Genomic DNA, 15,639 nt, shown 5'->3' on the forward strand with positions numbered 1-15,639 from the left:
GGAGGCTCGGTGCCGGACCGGCACGGAGCCTCCCGTCCGTCAGCGGACCACGCCGGGCGCTCTGGCCGGTCCGTGCGTCAACGGGTCACGCCGGCCCGCCGGCGGCCGCCCACAGGCGGCGGGCGTTCGCGATGCCCCGCGCGACCGCCTCGCGGTCGTCCTCGAGTCCCTCGAACTCGATCGAGACGGGCCCGTCGAACCCGCTCCGGGCGATCCGCTCCACGATCCGCGGGATCGGCAGGTCACCGTGGCCCACGACGGTGCCGAGCACGGCGCGGCCGGCGAGCGTGGTCAGCCAGCCCTCGGCGGCGGGCGGGGTCTGCCGCACCAGGAAGTCCTTCAGGTGCACCACGGCCGCGACCGGCAGCAGACGGTCGACGGCCACCAGCGGATCGGCGTCGACGCAGATCACGTTGCCGACGTCGAGCAGCACGCGGAACGCGGGCTGGTCCACCTCGTGCACCAGCCGCAGCAGGCGCTCGGGGTCGTTGAACGCGAAGCCGTGGTCCTCGACCATCGGGGTGATCCCGAGCCCGGCCGCGTGGTCGGCGAGCGAACGGACGACGGGCACGATCCGCTCCAGACGGTCCTCGAACTCGGCCTGGTCGGACTCGCGCCACGCCCACGGCACGACGTCGTGCCGGAACCGGGTGATCCCGAGCCGGTGTGCGACGTCCAGGTGCGCCCGCAGCCGAGCGACCTGGTCGTCGACGTCCGGGCCGCTCAGGTCCGCGCCCACGGCCAGGTTCGCGAGCTCGACCCCGCGGTCGGTCGCGTGCTGGCCGATCCGGTCGACCAGTGCCGGGTCGGTCAGCAGCTCGTCGCCGACCGCCAGCTCGAGGTGGTCCGCATCGGCGTCCGCGACCCAGTCGACCACGTCGAGCAGGGTCATCGACCCGTTCGTCAGGGAGCGGGCGAAGCTGTAGGACGAGACTCCGAGGCGCATGCCGCGACCCTATCCGCGTCCTCCGCGACGACACCAGCACCGGTGCGCACCGGACTCCACGGGAACCGACGGAACAGCGGCATGAGCGGCTGCACCATCGGGCCGATCGCGAAGGCCGCGATGACGGTGCCCGCGCCGACGTCGCCCCCGAGGAACCAGCCGACGACGACGACCGTGACCTCGATCAGTGTCCGGGCCAGCCAGACGGGCCAGCCGAGCCGCTCGTGCAGGCCGACCATCAACCCGTCGCGCGCACCCGTGCCGAACCCCGCGCCGATGTAGCACGCGGTGGCCAGAGCGAGCAGCAGCAGGCCCGCGACGAACAGCAGGACCCGGCCGACCAGCTCGGTCGGCGTCGGGACGAGCCACAGCACCAGGTCCGCCGACGGGCCGATCGCCAGGGCGTTCAGCAGGGTGCCGATGCCGGGCTTCTGCCGGAGCGGGATCCAGAACAGCAGGATGATCCCGCTCGACACCACGGTGATGAGCCCGAACGACCACGGCACCACGTGCTCGAGCCCTTCGGTCAGCACGGTCCACGAGCTCACCCCCACGACAGCGCGGACCTGCAGCGCGGTGGACGCGCCGTACAGGAACAGGCCGACGAAGAGCTGCACGAAGCGGAGTGACATGATCGTGGGGCGGGACACGATCCGATCGTGGCCGGAATTGGACTGCCGGTCGAGAGCCAATCCGGCTACGGTGGCCGGATGACCCCCGTCCTACTGAGTGCCCGTGCCGCCGCCGCCCTGCTGCGGGAGTGGCGCGCCGGGTCGAACGCCGTCGCGTACGAGGCCCTCGCCGACGCGGTCCGCATGCTCGTCATCGACGGCCGGATCCCGCTCGGCACCCGGATGCCCGCCGAGCGCGGACTGGCCGAGGCGCTCGGCGTCTCGCGCACCACGGTCGCGAACGCCTACGCGCGGCTGCGGTCCTCCGGGTACCTGGTGTCCCTGCGGGGATCCGGCAGCGTGGTCCGGCTGCCCCGCGACCTGGTCGGCCGGCCCGACCCCGAGCGTCTGGGCGGGGTGGTGTCGGGCGACGTCCTCGACCTGCGGAAGGCGGCGCTGCACGCGGCTCCGGGCATCGCCGAGGCCGTCGAACGGGCGATGCGCCACGTCCCAGCGGCGCTCGCCGGCATCGGGTACGACACCGTCGGCGACCCGGGGCTCCGTGCCGCCATCGCCGCGCGATACACCGATCGGGGGCTGCCGACATCGTCCGACCAGGTGATCGTGACCATCGGCGCCCAGCACGCGATCGCCCTGCTCGCCCGCGTGCTCGTCCGACGGGGGGATGCCGTGCTCGTCGAGTCGCCGACCTACCCGCACGCGCACGAGGCGTTCCGCGAGGCCGGCGGGCGCCTGGTCGGGGTGCCCGTCGACGCGCGGACCGGGTGGGACGTCGCCGTGCTCGAGGCCACGCTCCGCCGATCCACCCCGGCCGTCGCCTACGTGATGCCGGAGCTGCACAACCCGACCGGTTCGACGATGTCGGCCGAGGCCCGCGCGCTCCTGGTCGACGTCGCCGAGCGCGTCGGGACGACCGTCATCGCGGACGAGACGATGGGCGAACTGCGGATCGACGGACCCGCCTCGGTGCCGCTCGCCGCGCGCGCGTCGTCCGTGGTGATGATCGGGTCGGCCGACAAGGTGTTCTGGGGCGGCCTGCGGATCGGCTGGATCCGCGCCGAGCCGGACCTGCTCCAACGGCTGCTGCTCGCCCGCCCGACGGGCGACCTCGGCACGCCGGTGCTCGACCAGCTGGTGGCGCGCGAGCTGGTGCCGCTGACCGAGACCGTCCTGGAGGCCCGGCGTGCGTCGCTGCGCGAGGGTCGCGACGAGGTGGTGGGGGCGTTGCGCACGCGGCTGCCGGAGTGGGACGTGCCGTCGCCGGCGGGCGGGTTGACGACGTGGGTGGGGCTCGGACGACCCGTCTCGAGCGCACTCGTCCTGGCGGCGCGGACCGAGGGCGTGGTGCTCGCATCCGGTGGGGTGTTCGGGCCGGACGGCGGGTTCGAACGGTTCCTGCGGGTGCCGTTCACGATGGCGCCGGCCGAGCGGGTGCGACTGGTCGACGTGCTCGAGCGGTCGTGGGCGCGGACGGGCGGTTCGAGCGTGGGCACGCGGGGGTCGTTGGCCGCGGTGGTCTGAGCGCGCGGTGGCGCTCGTGGTGGTGTGGTGCTCGCACGTGCTCGTCATTCCTCCGGAGGACCCGCGACCGGTGTGGTTCGCCCGTCCGGGTGACGACGGGCGCGCATCGGGTCGTCAGGCTGGTCACATGACCCCGCTCGCGCCTGCTCGTCCCGTGTCACCGGTCCCGCCCGTGCCCGTGGTGGCGCGCGTGTCGATGGTCTTCGGCAGCGCCCTGCTGGCCGGCGTGCTGACGTCGTTCGGCCAGGCCGTCGGTCCGCTGTCCACCCTGTCGAACTCCGCCGGTCCGTGGTTCCTGGTCGCCGTCGTCCTGCTGCTCGGGCTGCGGATCCGGACAGGACGCGCCGGACTCGCGCTGGCGATGGTCTCCGGTGTCGTGCTGCTCGAGCTGCTGCACGTGGGCTACTGGGCGACGTCGAACCTGCGGGGGTTCCCGGACACGCTGTCGCCCACCAGCTTCTGGGTGCTCATGGCCGTCCCCGCCGGCGTGCTGGCCGGGGCCGTGTCCATCGCCGTGCGCTCCGCCGACGGTCGGCAGCGCGGCGCGGCAGCGGGGGCCGTCGCCGCGGTGCTCATCGGCGAGGGCATGCGGTCGCTGCTGCAGGTCGCGGCGACGACCGGCGTCGTGACGTGGATCGTGGAGATCGGCGTCGGCGTCGCGGTGCTCGTGACGGGCATCGTCCTGGCGCGGTCGCCCGGTGCCCGGGTGCTGGCACTCGGTACCGGGGTGGTCGGATCGGTCGCGGTGCTGGCGACGTACCTGCTGCTCGGCAGCTGAGCCCGGCGTCGGTCCCACCTGCAAGGATCATCGCGTGTACCTGCTCTCGGTCTTCAGCCTGCGGAACCGCGCGCTCATCGCGCTGGTGACGATCGTCGTCGCGATCTTCGGCGGCATCGCGCTGTCCAGCCTCAAGCAGGAGCTGATCCCGAGCGTCCAGTTCCCCCAGGTCGCCATCGTCAGCGCGTACCCCGGCGCCACACCCGAGGTCGTCTCGAACGACGTCTCGACCAAGATCGAGCAGGGCATCCAGGCGGTGCCCGACCTGAAGTCGACGACCGCCACCTCGTCGACCGGCCAGAGCGTCGTGTCGGCCGAGTTCGCCTACGGGTCGAACCTCGCCAGCGCCGAGGACAAGATCCAGACCGTCGTCAACGCCCTGTCGCTACCGGACTCGGTGCAGACCCAGATCGTCACCGGGTCCTTCGACGACCTGCCCGTGATCCAGCTCGCGGTGTCGTCGAAGGGCGACCAGGAGCAACTGGTCGACCGGCTGACCGCCACGGCCGTCCCCGACCTCGAGAAGCTCGACGGTGTCCGTGCGGCGGACGTCTACGGCAACCCGGGTCGCCGTGTGCTGATCACCCCGGACCGCACGGCACTCGGGGAGCGGGGCCTGTCCGAGACGGCGATCTCCGACGCCCTCAAGGACAACGGCACGCTGATCCCCGGCGGCACCATCACCCAGGACGGCTCCACGCTGTCGGTGCAGACCGGGGAGCGCATCGCCTCGATCGCCGACATCAAGGCGCTGCCGCTCACCGGGGGCACCACGGCGCCCGGTGCGAGCCCGACCGCCACCACGATCGGCGACGTCGCGAAGGTCGCGATCACCGAGTCCCCGCGCACCTCGATCAGCCGGGTGGACGGCGAGCAGGCCCTGACGATCGCCATCACCAAGACGCAGGACGCCAACACCGTCGACGTGTCGAAGACCGTGCGGGCCGCGCTGCCCGGCATCGAGTCCAAGATCACCGGGGACCCGCGCGTCACGGTCGTCTTCGACCAGGCGCCCTACATCCAGCAGTCGATCGACTCCCTGGCCGAGGAAGGCCTGCTCGGGCTCGGGTTCGCCGTCGTCGTGATCCTGGTGTTCCTGCTGTCCGTCCGTTCCACGATCGTCACCGCGATCTCGATCCCCACGTCGGTGCTGCTGGCGGCGATCGGCATGCGTGCCGCCGACTACACGCTCAACATCATCACGCTGGCGGCCCTGACGATCGCGATCGGCCGCGTGGTCGACGACTCCATCGTCGTCATCGAGAACATCAAGCGGCACCTGCAACCCGGGGTGGACCGCCGCCAGGCCGTGCTCGACGGCGTGCGCGAGGTCGCGGGCGCCGTGACCGCGTCGACGCTGACCACGGTCGTCGTGTTCCTGCCGGTGGCGTTCGTCGCCGAGCTCGTCGGCGAGCTGTTCCGGCCGTTCGCCCTCACCGTGACGATGGCGCTCATCGCGTCCCTGCTCGTCGCGCTGACGATCGTGCCCGTGCTGGCGTACTGGTTCCTCCGCGCGCCGAAGGGGCACGAGCACGCCGGCACAGCCGCGGTCCCGGCGGCATCCGAGGCAACGGGGTCGGCGACCGCGACCGAGCTGCGGTCCGCGGCCGACCTGCACGACGCCAGTGCGCCCGACCGCCTGCGCCGCGGCTACCAGCCGCTGCTGCACTGGGTCCTGCGGTTCCCGGCGGTCGTCGTCGTGCTGGCCGTCCTGGTGCTCGGCGGGACCGCGGCTGCGCTGCCGTTCGTCAAGACGAACTACCTCGGCGACTCCGGCCAGAACACCTTCACGGTGACGCAGGACCTCGACCCGGGCGCCTCGCTCGACGTGCAGTCCGCCCAGGCCACCAAGGTCGAACGACAGCTGCGCGCGGTCGACGGCGTGGACACCGTGCAGACCACGATCGGCACCAGCGGTCAGTCGATCCAGGCGGCCTTCGGTGGCGGTGGCACGGCGTCGATCCAGTACGCCGTGACGACCGACTCCGACGCCGACCAGACCCGGATCCAGTCCGACACGCGCAAGCGCCTGGACCGGCTGTCCGACGCGGGCACGATCTCGCTGTCGTCGTCGGGCGGCGGCTTCGGCGGCAGCAGCGACATCGAGGTCGACATCACCGCCCCGACCCAGGCGCAGCTGCGCACCGCGGCCGACACGGCGCTCAAGACCTTGAAGGACGTCGCCCACACCACCGGCGCGACCAGCAACCTGTCCGCCGCCGAGCCGTACCTGGCCGTCAAGGTCGACCGGGCCAAGGCCGCGTCGCTCGGGCTCACCGAGACCCAGGTCGGCGGCATCGTGGCGGCCTCGGTATCGCCGCGCGACACCGGCACCGTCGAGATCGACGACGCCTCGCTCGACGTCTACATCGCCGACCCCGAGCCGCCCACCACCGTCGATGCCCTCCGATCGCTGTCCATCCCGACGTCCACCGGCACCGTCCCGCTGTCCGACGTCGCGACCGTGGACAAGGCGGACGGTCCGACCACCGTGACCACCTCGGACGCGGTCCGGACCGCGACGATCACGGTGACCCCTGACTCCGCGAACCTCGGTGCCGCCGTGACGGCGGTGACCAGTGCCGTGGACCAGCTCGACCTGCCCAAGGGGGCCTCCGCGTCGATCGGTGGTGTCGCCTCCAGTCAGTCGTCGGCGTTCAGCCAGCTGCTGCTCGCCGCACTCGTGGCGATCCTCATCGTCTACGTGGTCATGGTCGCGACGTTCCGCAGCCTGCTGCAGCCGCTGCTGCTGCTGGTCTCGGTGCCCTTCGCGGCGACGGGCGCGATCATCCTGCAGATCGTGTCCGGGATCCCGATCGGCGTCGCGTCGCTGATCGGGGTGCTCATGCTGGTCGGCATCGTCGTGACGAACGCCATCGTGCTGATCGACCTGGTCAACCAGTACCGGCGCCGGGGTCTGCGCGTGCGTGAGGCCCTGATCGAGGGCGCCACCCGCCGACTCCGGCCGATCCTGATGACGGCGCTCGCGACGATCTTCGCGCTGGTGCCGATGGCGATCGGGGTCACCGGGCAGGGCGGGTTCATCTCGCAGCCGCTCGCGCTCGTGGTGATCGGCGGTCTGGTGTCCTCGACACTGCTGACGCTCGTGGTGTTGCCGGCGCTGTACTTCCTGGTCGAGCGGGCGCGCGAGCGCCGGGCGGACCGGCGGGCCGAGCGCACGGCCGAGTAGCGGCGGCTAGCGCGCTTCGACGTCCTCCAGGTCGACGGCCACGAACCACCGCACGACGACGACCGTCAGCGTGACCAGGAACACCACGGCACCGAGCTGCGCCACGGCGGACGTGTGACCGGTCGCCGCACCGTAGCCGGCGAACCCGACCGTCACGAAGAACGACAGCCCGAGCAGCAGCTCGGCGACCGTGCTGCTGCGGGTCCGGCGCTCCCACGGGGTGGTGGGGCGGACGGGTCGCGCGGGGCGGGTCGAGGTGTCGGTCACCTCCGAAGTCTGCGTCCGCACGGCCCGCGGCGGCAGTCCCGACTCCGAGTGCCACCCACTCGGGGTACGCCCGTCGTCCGCCGCCTGCCGGACCGGACCCGTGCCTCCCGTCCGGCACGCCCGCATGCCGCGCGCCGCCGGAGCGCGCCGAGTCTCGGCACCGCTGCGCCGAGTCTCGGCCCCGCGGACACTCTGCGCCGCTCCCCGGCCGGATACTGTCCGCCAGGCCGAGACTCGCCGACCCGCCGGACTCCACCGCCAACCGGTTGGTCGCCTGCCGGACCAGCCCGAGCCTCCCGTCCTGCACCGCCGCGCCGAGTCTCGGCCCCGCGGACACGCTGCGCCGTGCGTCGGCCGCAGACTGTCCGCCAGGCCGAGACTCGCGTCCGGGTCGGCCCGGCGCCCCGCCGGCCCGCCGGCCCGCCGGCTCAGCCCAGGTGCCGCCGCAGGAACGCCACGACGCGCTTGCTCATCGCCTGGTCGAGCTGCGCGATCGAGTGCGCCGTCCCCTGCACCGCCACGAAGGTCACCGGCACGTCGTGGGACCGCAGCGCCGTCGCGAACTCCTGCGACTCCCACATCGGGATGAACTCGTGCGTGGAGTGTCCGATGAAGAACGGCGCCGTGTCCGAGCTCACCTGGTACGTCGGTGATGCCCGCTCCGCCGCGGGGCAACCAACGTACGCCGAACAGCCGAGGTAGAGCAGCTGGCGCCGCTGGAACGCCGCCGACACCCCGTCCGACTCGGTCGATCGCGCCGTCAGGTCGGTCGGACCGCTCAGGTCGACGACGGCCCGGATCCGGTCACCGTCGGCGTAGGCGGTCGACTCGTGGTCCTCGACCGCCAGCATCGCCGCCAGGTTGCCGCCCGCGCTGCCCCCGAACACCCCCACCCGGTCGGCGTCGACGTCGTAGGTCTCGAGGGTGGAGGTCCGGAAGACCCAGTCGAGCGCCCGGCGGGTGTCGTCGAGCCCGGCGGGGAAGGGGTCGGTCGGCGCCAGTCGGTAGTCGACGTTGAAGGTGACGAAGCCCTCTGACGCCAGGTACTGGCAGACGGCGCGGTAGGCGGCCGTGTCCTTGTCGCCGTGGGACCAGCTGCCGCCGTGGATCATCATCACCGCGGGACGGGACCCGGTCGCACGGGGTGCCGCGGACGCCGGAGCCGGGACCGCGGCGCCCGGACCGGCCGTCACCGGAACTCCGGCCCCCGGCACGGACGCATCCGCCGACGCAGCAGGCACCGTCGACGATGCATCCCCGGCATCCCCGGCATCCCCGGCCGCTCCGGCGCTCGGCGTCGCCGTGGTCTCGGGGTCACTGCCCGCGGGCAGGCAGACGTCGAGCTGCTGCAACCGGTCGGCCCCGTACGGCACGTCCTGCACGACGTCGATGCCGTGGTACCGGAGCGACAGCGGGTAGATCACGGGGTCGGCCGTCACGGTGGCGTTCTGGTCGCCGGTCGGGTCCCCGCTGCACGACGCGACCGCGCCGAGCGCCACGACCGCGGCGACGAGCGCGAACAGCGTGCGGCGGCCGGACCTCATCGCCGACCACGGTACCGCGGAACACCGTTCACCCGCCGGTGCCAGGATGAGCGGGACACCCGTCGACCCTGGAGGACCCGTGAGCCGTCGCAAGGCCTGGAACGCCGATCCCGAACCGCTCCTCCGTGTCGACGAGGGCTTCCGGCTCGCCGACGTCGACCCCGACGGCACCCCCGGGTTCCCGGGCCGCAAGATCGACGGGCTCGAGTCCCTGGCCGCCGGCGCGGACCGCCTCGCGGCGCTGCAGGAACGCCTGTGGGCCGCGGCCACCACGGGCGACGAGCGCCGCGTGCTGCTGGTCCTGCAGGCGATGGACACCGCGGGCAAGGGCGGGATCGTCGCGCACGTGGTCGGAGCCGTCGACCCGAACGGCGTGCACTACGCCGGCTTCAAGGCACCCTCGGCCGAGGAACGCGAGCACGACTTCCTGTGGCGCGTCGAACGACAGGTGCCGAGCGCCGGGCAGCTCGGCGTGTTCGACCGGTCCCACTACGAGGACGTCCTCATCCAGCGGGTCCGGTCGTTCGCGCCGCCCGAGGAGATCGAGCGCCGCTACGGCGCCATCGTCGACTTCGAGAACCGGCTGGCCGAGCAGGGCACCACGATCGTCAAGGTGATGCTGCACATCTCGAAGGACGAGCAGCGCGAACGCCTGGGTGACCGACTGGATCGTCCCGACAAGCACTGGAAGTTCAACCCGGGCGACATCGACGAACGCCTGCTCTGGGACGAGTACCAGGACGCCTACCAGGTCGCGTTCGACCGCACCTCGACCGCGATCGCCCCGTGGTACGTCGTGCCGGCGAACCGCAAGTGGTACGCCCGGCTGGCGGTCCAGCAGCTGCTGCTCCGCGCGCTCGAGGACATGCACCTGTCCTGGCCCGCCGCCGACTTCGACGTGGCCGAGCAGCGGCAGCGGCTCGCGGGGTCCTGACCCACCGGCACCCGGACAGGAGGCCCGGCGCGCCTCCGCCACAGCGCCGCCGTCGCCGACGGGGCTGGCCAACGGGCCGGTGGTCCCGTAGACTCGCTCGGTCGGCCTTCGACACCGTGGCTCGCGAGCCGCGGACGTGTTTGGGTGTTGTGTAGTTCGAGGGCTGGAATCACGTCGAACCGACGACGGGATGAACCCCCTCTCCACGAGCCGCCCCCGCCGATGTCGCTGCCGGGCCGCGTGGTACGTCTGCACCCCGGAAAGAACTCATGGCCCCGTACGACAAGGGCGCGAACTCGCGCGCCGACCGAGCCCGTCACCCGAACGGCACCCCTGCCGCTCGCTCCAGCAAGCACCGCGGCTTCCGCGCCGCCGAGCCGACCGCACCGCGCCAGAAGCAGCGGTGGGACGCCGACGAGCGTCGCAACCGTTCCTCGCAGGGCGAGCGCCCGAGCCGTCCGAACTGGGAGCCGCGCGACGCCGGCCGCTCCACCTGGGAGCCCCGCGGCGCCGGCCGTCCGGCCCGTGGCGACGACCGCGCCCCGCGTTCGTTCAACCGCGACGACCGCGCCCCGCGTTCGTTCAACCGCGACGATCGTGCGCCCCGTCGCGACGACCGTGACGACCGTGCCCCGCGTCGCTTCGAGCGTGACGACCGTGCGCCGCGTCGTGATGACCGTGACGACCGCGCCCCCCGTCGGTTCGACCGCGATGACCGCGCCCCCCGTTCGTTCAACCGTGACGACCGCGCCCCGCGTTCGTTCAACCGTGACGACCGCGCCCCCCGTCGTGACGCCGACGAGCGTCCGGCCCGTCGGTTCGACCGTGACGACCGCGCCCCCCGCCGCGACGACCGTGCCCCGCGCACGTTCAACCGTGACGACCGCGCCCCCCGCCGCGACGATCGTGCCCCGCGCACGTTCAACCGCGATGACCGCGCCCCCCGCCGCGACGACCGCGACGAGCGTGCCCCGCGTCGCTTCGACCGCGATGACCGTGCCCCGCGCACGTTCGACCGTGACGACCGTGCCCCGCGTCGTGACGCCGACGAGCGTCCGGCCCGCCGCTTCGACCGCGCGCCCCGCCGCGACACCCGCGACGACCGTGCCCCCCGCCGCGACACCCGCGACGACCGTGCCCCCCGCCGCGACACCCGCGACGACCGCGGCCACTTCGTCCCCGCCGACGACGTCAAGCTCGCGAAGCTGCAGGCCGAGTCCACCGTCGCGTCCGACGTCGAGGGCGTGACCTTCGCCGACCTCGGCATCGGTGGCAACATCTCGCGGGCCCTGGCCGAGCTCGGTGCGAACAGCCCGTTCCCGATCCAGGCGGCGACGATCCCCGACGTGATCGCCGGCAAGGACGTGCTCGGCCGTGGCCGCACGGGCTCCGGCAAGACCATCGCGTTCGGCGCCCCGCTCGTCGAGAAGCTCATGGAGCACGGCGGCGGCACGAAGCGCAAGATGGGCCGCGCCCCGCGTGCGCTCATCCTCGCGCCGACGCGTGAGCTCGCACTGCAGATCGACCGCACGGTGCAGCCGATCGCCCGCTCGGTCGGCCTGTTCACGACGCAGATCTACGGCGGCGTCCCCTACGGCCGGCAAGAGGGCGCACTCCAGCGCGGCGTCGACATCATCGTCGGCACGCCGGGCCGTGTGCAGGACCTGATGAAGAAGGGCACGCTCGACCTGAGCGAGGTCGTCATCTCGGTGCTCGACGAGGCCGACCACATGTGCGACCTCGGGTTCCTCGCGCCCGTGCAGGAGATCCTCGAGGCCACGGCGCAGGTCACCCCGCAGGGCAACCGTGCGCAGAAGCTGCTGTTCAGCGCGACGCTCGACACCCAGGTCGCGGCGCTCGTCGAGCAGTTCCTGCACGAGCCGAGCGTGCACGAGGTCGCCGGCGAGGACCAGGCGTCCTCGACGATCGACCACCGCGTGCTCGTGGTCGAGCAGCGCCAGAAGGACCAGCTGCTCGAAGAGCTGGTCGCCGGCCAGGGCAAGACCATCGTCTTCGCCCGCACCCGCGCCTACGCCGAGCGTCTGGCCGACCAGTTCGAGGACGCCGGCATCCGTGCGACGTCGCTCCACGGGGACCTGAACCAGGCGCGTCGGACCCGCAACCTGCAGCTGCTCACCAGCGGCCGGGTGAACGTGCTCGTCGCCACCGACGTCGCTGCCCGCGGCATCCACGTGGACGACGTGTCGCTCGTGGTGCAGGCGGATGCGCCGGACGACTACAAGGCGTACATGCACCGCTCCGGCCGCACGGGTCGTGCCGGCAAGGAGGGCACCGTCGTCACGATCGTCCCCCGCGGTCGCATCCGCAAGATCGAGGGCATCCTCGAGCGCGCCGAGATCCAGGCGGACATGGAGCCGGCCGCGCCCGGCGACGGCATCGTGGCGGAGCTCGCCGCGCGCTGACGCGCGCCGGCCGCGCCGGCCGCGCAGGCCGCGCAGGCCGCGCCGAGTCTCGGCCAGGCGGACAGATCCCGCCGTCCGGAACCCGCGCCGTGTCCGCGGGGCCGAGTCTCGGCCGGCGGTCCGTTACCACGACGCAGACGGGAGGCCCGGTGCCAGCTGGCACCGGGCCTCCCGTCCGTCGTCTGGTCCGGCCCCGGACCGTCAGTTCTGGAAGAACAGCAGGCCGCGTACGTACCCGGCCTGGCCGGCGTGCTGCGTGCAGTCGTTGAGGATGCTGACGATGCGGCTGCCGGCGGTGACGGGCGGGTCCCACGCGTCGTCGACCACGGGGTCCAGGTCGTCCGGGCCGAGCGTGCCGAGGTACGCCACGGTGCGCTCGTGCACCGCGTCGAGGTACCCGGTCAGCAGCGCGGCGGACGCCCGGACGCGGCCGACCTCGTCGCGGGACATGCCGTAGCCGAGCGCCTCGGGGGCGAAGGGCAGGCCGAACCGGTCGTACCAGCCGTCCGCAGTCCAGACCTGCTCGCTGCCGGCCAGGTCGGCGACCTGCGCGTCCTGGCCCCGGGCGATGTGCCACGCGAGCCAGGCCAGCGTGTTCGCGCCGGCGGCCGGACGGGCCGCGAGCTGGTCTTCGGAGAGCCCTTCGACGGCGCCGGCGACGGTCGGGGGGATGCGGGAGAACGCCTCGATGAGGACTTCGCTGGGGGTCATTCCCCCGAACGTACGCTCGCACGTGCCGAGCGTCGGCCGAGTGCCTGGCCCAGTCGGGTGAAGGCGTCGGTCAGGGCCTGGCGCTCGTCGGGGGCGACGACCTCGCGGAACGACGCGGAGTAGACGGCGGCGATCTGCTGGGCGACGGTCTCGCCGGACGGGGTCAGGTGGAGCAGGATGCTGCGCCGGTCGTTCGGGTTGGGGCGGCGTTCGATGTGTCCACGCTGCTCGAGTCGGTCGATCAGCGACGTCATCGCGCCGGTGGACAGCTCGAGGTACTCGCCGGACTGCTTCGGGGTGACCCCCGCACCGTCGGCCGCGGCCAGGAAGAACACGAAGCGGCTGTCGGTGGCGTTGAGGCCCCGCGCCTGGCTCTCGTGGTGGAGCACCCGCGCGTGCTGGGTCTGCAGCAGCCGGAACGCGGTCATCAGTCGTCCCAGGTCGGTGTCCGCGACGCCGTCGATCGTGGCGGGCGCGGGGGATTCGGGGACTGCGGTGATGCGGAGGTCCGTCATCGGGCTCTTCTCGGGTGGGTGTTCCGTGCGGCACGGGCATGCCGCTGTGCCACTCAGTCAACAAGTATCTCAAGGATTGAGATACCCCCCAGCACTGGGGGTGTTGCTCGCCCTTGTGAGCATCTCGGAACGCAAGTAACTTGATCGCCGTACCAAACCAGTACACGGCACCACGCACCACATCGGCCTGCAGCGCGACCAACCACCGCGGATCCGGGCCACCCACCGATCAGATCTCTTCCTCCGGGAGTACCGCCATGTCTCGTGTCACCCCTCGCGCCGCTCGTCTCGCCGCCTGGATCGCCATCCCCGCCGCCCTCGTCGCCTCGGGTGCCGTCGTCTCCACCGCGTCCTACTCGGCCTTCTCGGCCACCACCGTCAACCCGACCAGCAACTGGACCGCCGGTTCCGTCGCCCTGAGTGACGACGACAACAACACCGCGCTGTTCACCGCCACCGGCCTGAAGCCCGGCTCCACCGGCGCGAACTGCATCACGGTGACCTCCACCGGGTCGCTGGCGTCCACCGTCAAGCTCTACGCGACCAACGCGCAGACCTCGAGCGCACTCGCGTCGAACACCGCGATCGTGATCGAGCAGGGCACCGGTGGCGGGTTCGGCTCGTGCTCGGGCTTCACGCCGGCCACCACCAACGGCACCCTGACCCCGGCGAACTCCACCCTCGCGAGCTTCGCCACCGCGAGCACGAGCTTCGCCAACGGCCTCGGCAGCTGGGCACCGACGGGCACCGCCTCGGAGTCCCGCGTCTACCGCATCACCTACACCGTGTCGCCGACCGCACCCAACTCGGTGCAGGGCACCACCGCGTCCCTCGGCCTGACGTGGGAGGCCCAGAACAGCTGATCGGGTCGTCCCGTCCCCACGTGGAGGCAGTCATGGTCAGCATCGCAGTGCACGGTGGTCGCCCACCGCACGGTGCCGCCCGGGATGCCGTCGCGTGGGGACGCGTCGTCGTCGCGACCCTCGCCCGCGCAGTGGTCGTGACACTCCTCGGCATGGCGCTGTGGGCCGCCGCCCCCGCCGTCCTCGGCTGGCACCCCACCACCGTGATGACCGGGTCGATGGAGCCGCGGTTGCGTCCCGGCGACGTGGTCGTCTCACGTCCGGTCGCTCCGGCAGCGCTCCGGCTCGGCCAGGTCCTGCTCGCCGACGACCCCGACCAGCCAGGACACCTGCGGCTGCACCGGGCCGTGGCCGACGGGCCGGACCGGACGATCACCACCAAGGGTGATGCGAACCCGGGCGACGACTCCACACCGCTCGAACGCTCCGCCGTGCACGGGGTCGGCGCGCTGCGCATCCCGTTCGTCGCGACGCCGATCGTCTGGATGCGCGGTGGCGAGTGGGCGAAGGTCGCGCTGCTCGTCCTGGCGTTCGCAGCGGTGCTGTGGCTGTGCACGGTGGACGGCTCGTTGCGTCGGGCACCGTCGGACCCGTCGGACCCGTCGGGCCCGTCGGACCCGTCGGATCCTTCCGACGACGACGACGACGACGGTCCGGGTCCGGGTGTCGGCCTGGAGGCCCTGCTCGCCCCGGTCACGTCGCCACCGTCCGCGAGACGGTCCGGCCGGCACGTCCTGGTGCGTCGCGACGCCGGCTCGCGTCGGGCAGCGCGCCGTCGGACACGGCACCGGCACCGACTGCGTCGGGGCGGTGCCGCGGCCACTGTGCTCATCGTCGCCGGCGGCGTCGGCCTGCTGGTGCCAGCCGAGGCCATCGCCGGTCCGTTCACCAACACCACCGCGGCGGTGACCGGGACGATGCGCGCCGCGGTCCCTGCGCCGCCCACCGGTCTCAAGTGCGCCGCGAACGGCAGCAACGCCGTGACCATCTCCTGGGTCGCACCCGCCGACGAGCCGAAGGGGTACGTGGTCCTGGGCAACGGATCGCAGATCACCACCGCGGGCCCGAAGGCCACCAGCGCCGGTCTCGTCGCGCAGGGCCTGCTCAACCTGGGGACCACCTACAAGGTCCAGGTGCAGGCCGACTTCGGCAGCACCGGGTGGAACGCGAACACCACGTCGACCGACTTCGTCAACGTGCGCGTGGTGAACGTGCTCGGGCTCACCTCGGTCGTCTGCGCCTGACGCGGCCCGGGTTCTCCACAGGTCCGGGAGCGGCGTCCGGGGATGTCCGCCGTCGCGGCTACCGTGGCCAC

At 72.7% G+C, this 15,639-nt stretch carries 13 protein-coding genes; 7 read left to right on the top strand and 6 right to left on the bottom strand.

Going from position 1 to position 15,639, the window contains the following annotated elements; translation table 11 throughout:
• Positions 1–85: 85 nt before the first annotated feature.
• Entirely contained in the window at positions 86–946 is an 861-nt protein-coding gene (locus ACLBWP_RS09935; RefSeq protein ID WP_447655043.1) for a sugar phosphate isomerase/epimerase family protein, read from the bottom strand.
• A complete protein-coding gene (yczE, locus tag ACLBWP_RS09940; RefSeq protein WP_447655044.1) occupies positions 904–1,596 on the bottom strand; it encodes a membrane protein YczE in 693 nt (230 codons plus the stop codon). Before yczE ends, ACLBWP_RS09935 begins: the two co-directional genes overlap by 43 nt.
• Before the next feature lie 60 nt (positions 1,597–1,656).
• Between yczE and yczR the strand changes: the two genes are divergently transcribed.
• The 3 genes from yczR (at position 1,657) to ACLBWP_RS09955 (ending at position 7,067) form a co-directional block, all read left to right on the top strand.
• Positions 1,657–3,099: a MocR-like transcription factor YczR gene (yczR, locus tag ACLBWP_RS09945; protein WP_447655045.1), complete on the top strand. Its 1,443-nt coding sequence runs from the start codon at positions 1,657–1,659 to the stop codon at positions 3,097–3,099.
• A gap of 127 nt (positions 3,100–3,226) precedes the next feature.
• Positions 3,227–3,877, top strand: coding sequence for a DUF6518 family protein (locus ACLBWP_RS09950; protein WP_243564088.1), 651 nt, complete (start codon positions 3,227–3,229; stop codon positions 3,875–3,877).
• Between the two features lie 34 nt (positions 3,878–3,911).
• Positions 3,912–7,067, top strand: coding sequence for an efflux RND transporter permease subunit (locus ACLBWP_RS09955; protein ID WP_447655047.1), 3,156 nt, complete (start codon positions 3,912–3,914; stop codon positions 7,065–7,067).
• A gap of 6 nt (positions 7,068–7,073) precedes the next feature.
• Here ACLBWP_RS09955 and ACLBWP_RS09960 read toward each other — a convergent pair whose 3' ends face one another.
• Together ACLBWP_RS09960 and ACLBWP_RS09965 are read right to left on the bottom strand one after the other, a co-directional pair.
• Positions 7,074–7,334, bottom strand: coding sequence for a hypothetical protein (locus ACLBWP_RS09960; protein ID WP_243564090.1), 261 nt, complete (start codon positions 7,332–7,334; stop codon positions 7,074–7,076).
• 428 nt (positions 7,335–7,762) lie between these two features.
• Positions 7,763–8,878, bottom strand: coding sequence for an alpha/beta hydrolase (locus ACLBWP_RS09965; RefSeq protein WP_447655048.1), 1,116 nt, complete (start codon positions 8,876–8,878; stop codon positions 7,763–7,765).
• 79 nt (positions 8,879–8,957) lie between these two features.
• Between ACLBWP_RS09965 and ACLBWP_RS09970 the strand changes: the two genes are divergently transcribed.
• Together ACLBWP_RS09970 and ACLBWP_RS09975 are read left to right on the top strand one after the other, a co-directional pair.
• Positions 8,958–9,812 carry a polyphosphate kinase 2 family protein gene (locus ACLBWP_RS09970; RefSeq protein WP_447655049.1) on the top strand — a complete coding sequence of 285 codons (855 nt, stop codon included), beginning with the start codon at positions 8,958–8,960 and terminating at the stop codon, positions 9,810–9,812.
• 269 nt (positions 9,813–10,081) lie between these two features.
• Entirely contained in the window at positions 10,082–12,235 is a 2,154-nt protein-coding gene (locus tag ACLBWP_RS09975; protein ID WP_447655050.1) for a DEAD/DEAH box helicase, read from the top strand.
• A 201-nt stretch (positions 12,236–12,436) separates the two neighbouring features.
• On the opposite strand, the gene ACLBWP_RS09980 is transcribed toward ACLBWP_RS09975, so the two are convergent.
• The gene (locus tag ACLBWP_RS09980) at positions 12,437–12,946 is read right to left on the bottom strand and encodes a mycothiol transferase (protein ID WP_447655051.1); all 510 of its coding nucleotides are present in this window, start codon (positions 12,944–12,946) and stop codon (positions 12,437–12,439) included.
• Positions 12,943–13,461: a MarR family winged helix-turn-helix transcriptional regulator gene (locus ACLBWP_RS09985; protein WP_243564095.1), complete on the bottom strand. Its 519-nt coding sequence runs from the start codon at positions 13,459–13,461 to the stop codon at positions 12,943–12,945. Before ACLBWP_RS09985 ends, ACLBWP_RS09980 begins: the two co-directional genes overlap by 4 nt.
• Before the next feature lie 257 nt (positions 13,462–13,718).
• Here ACLBWP_RS09985 and ACLBWP_RS09990 point away from each other — a divergent pair, with 257 nt between their 5' ends.
• Both ACLBWP_RS09990 and ACLBWP_RS09995 read left to right on the top strand, forming a co-directional pair.
• On the top strand, positions 13,719–14,324 hold the full coding sequence (locus ACLBWP_RS09990) for a hypothetical protein (RefSeq protein ID WP_243564096.1): 606 nt from the start codon (positions 13,719–13,721) through the stop codon (positions 14,322–14,324).
• A 32-nt stretch (positions 14,325–14,356) separates the two neighbouring features.
• Positions 14,357–15,568 (top strand): hypothetical protein, encoded by a 1,212-nt coding sequence (locus ACLBWP_RS09995; protein WP_447655052.1) that lies wholly within the window; start codon positions 14,357–14,359, stop codon positions 15,566–15,568.
• Positions 15,569–15,639 lie beyond the last annotated feature (71 nt).

The organism is Microbacterium sp. M1A1_1b, from assembly GCF_053345565.1.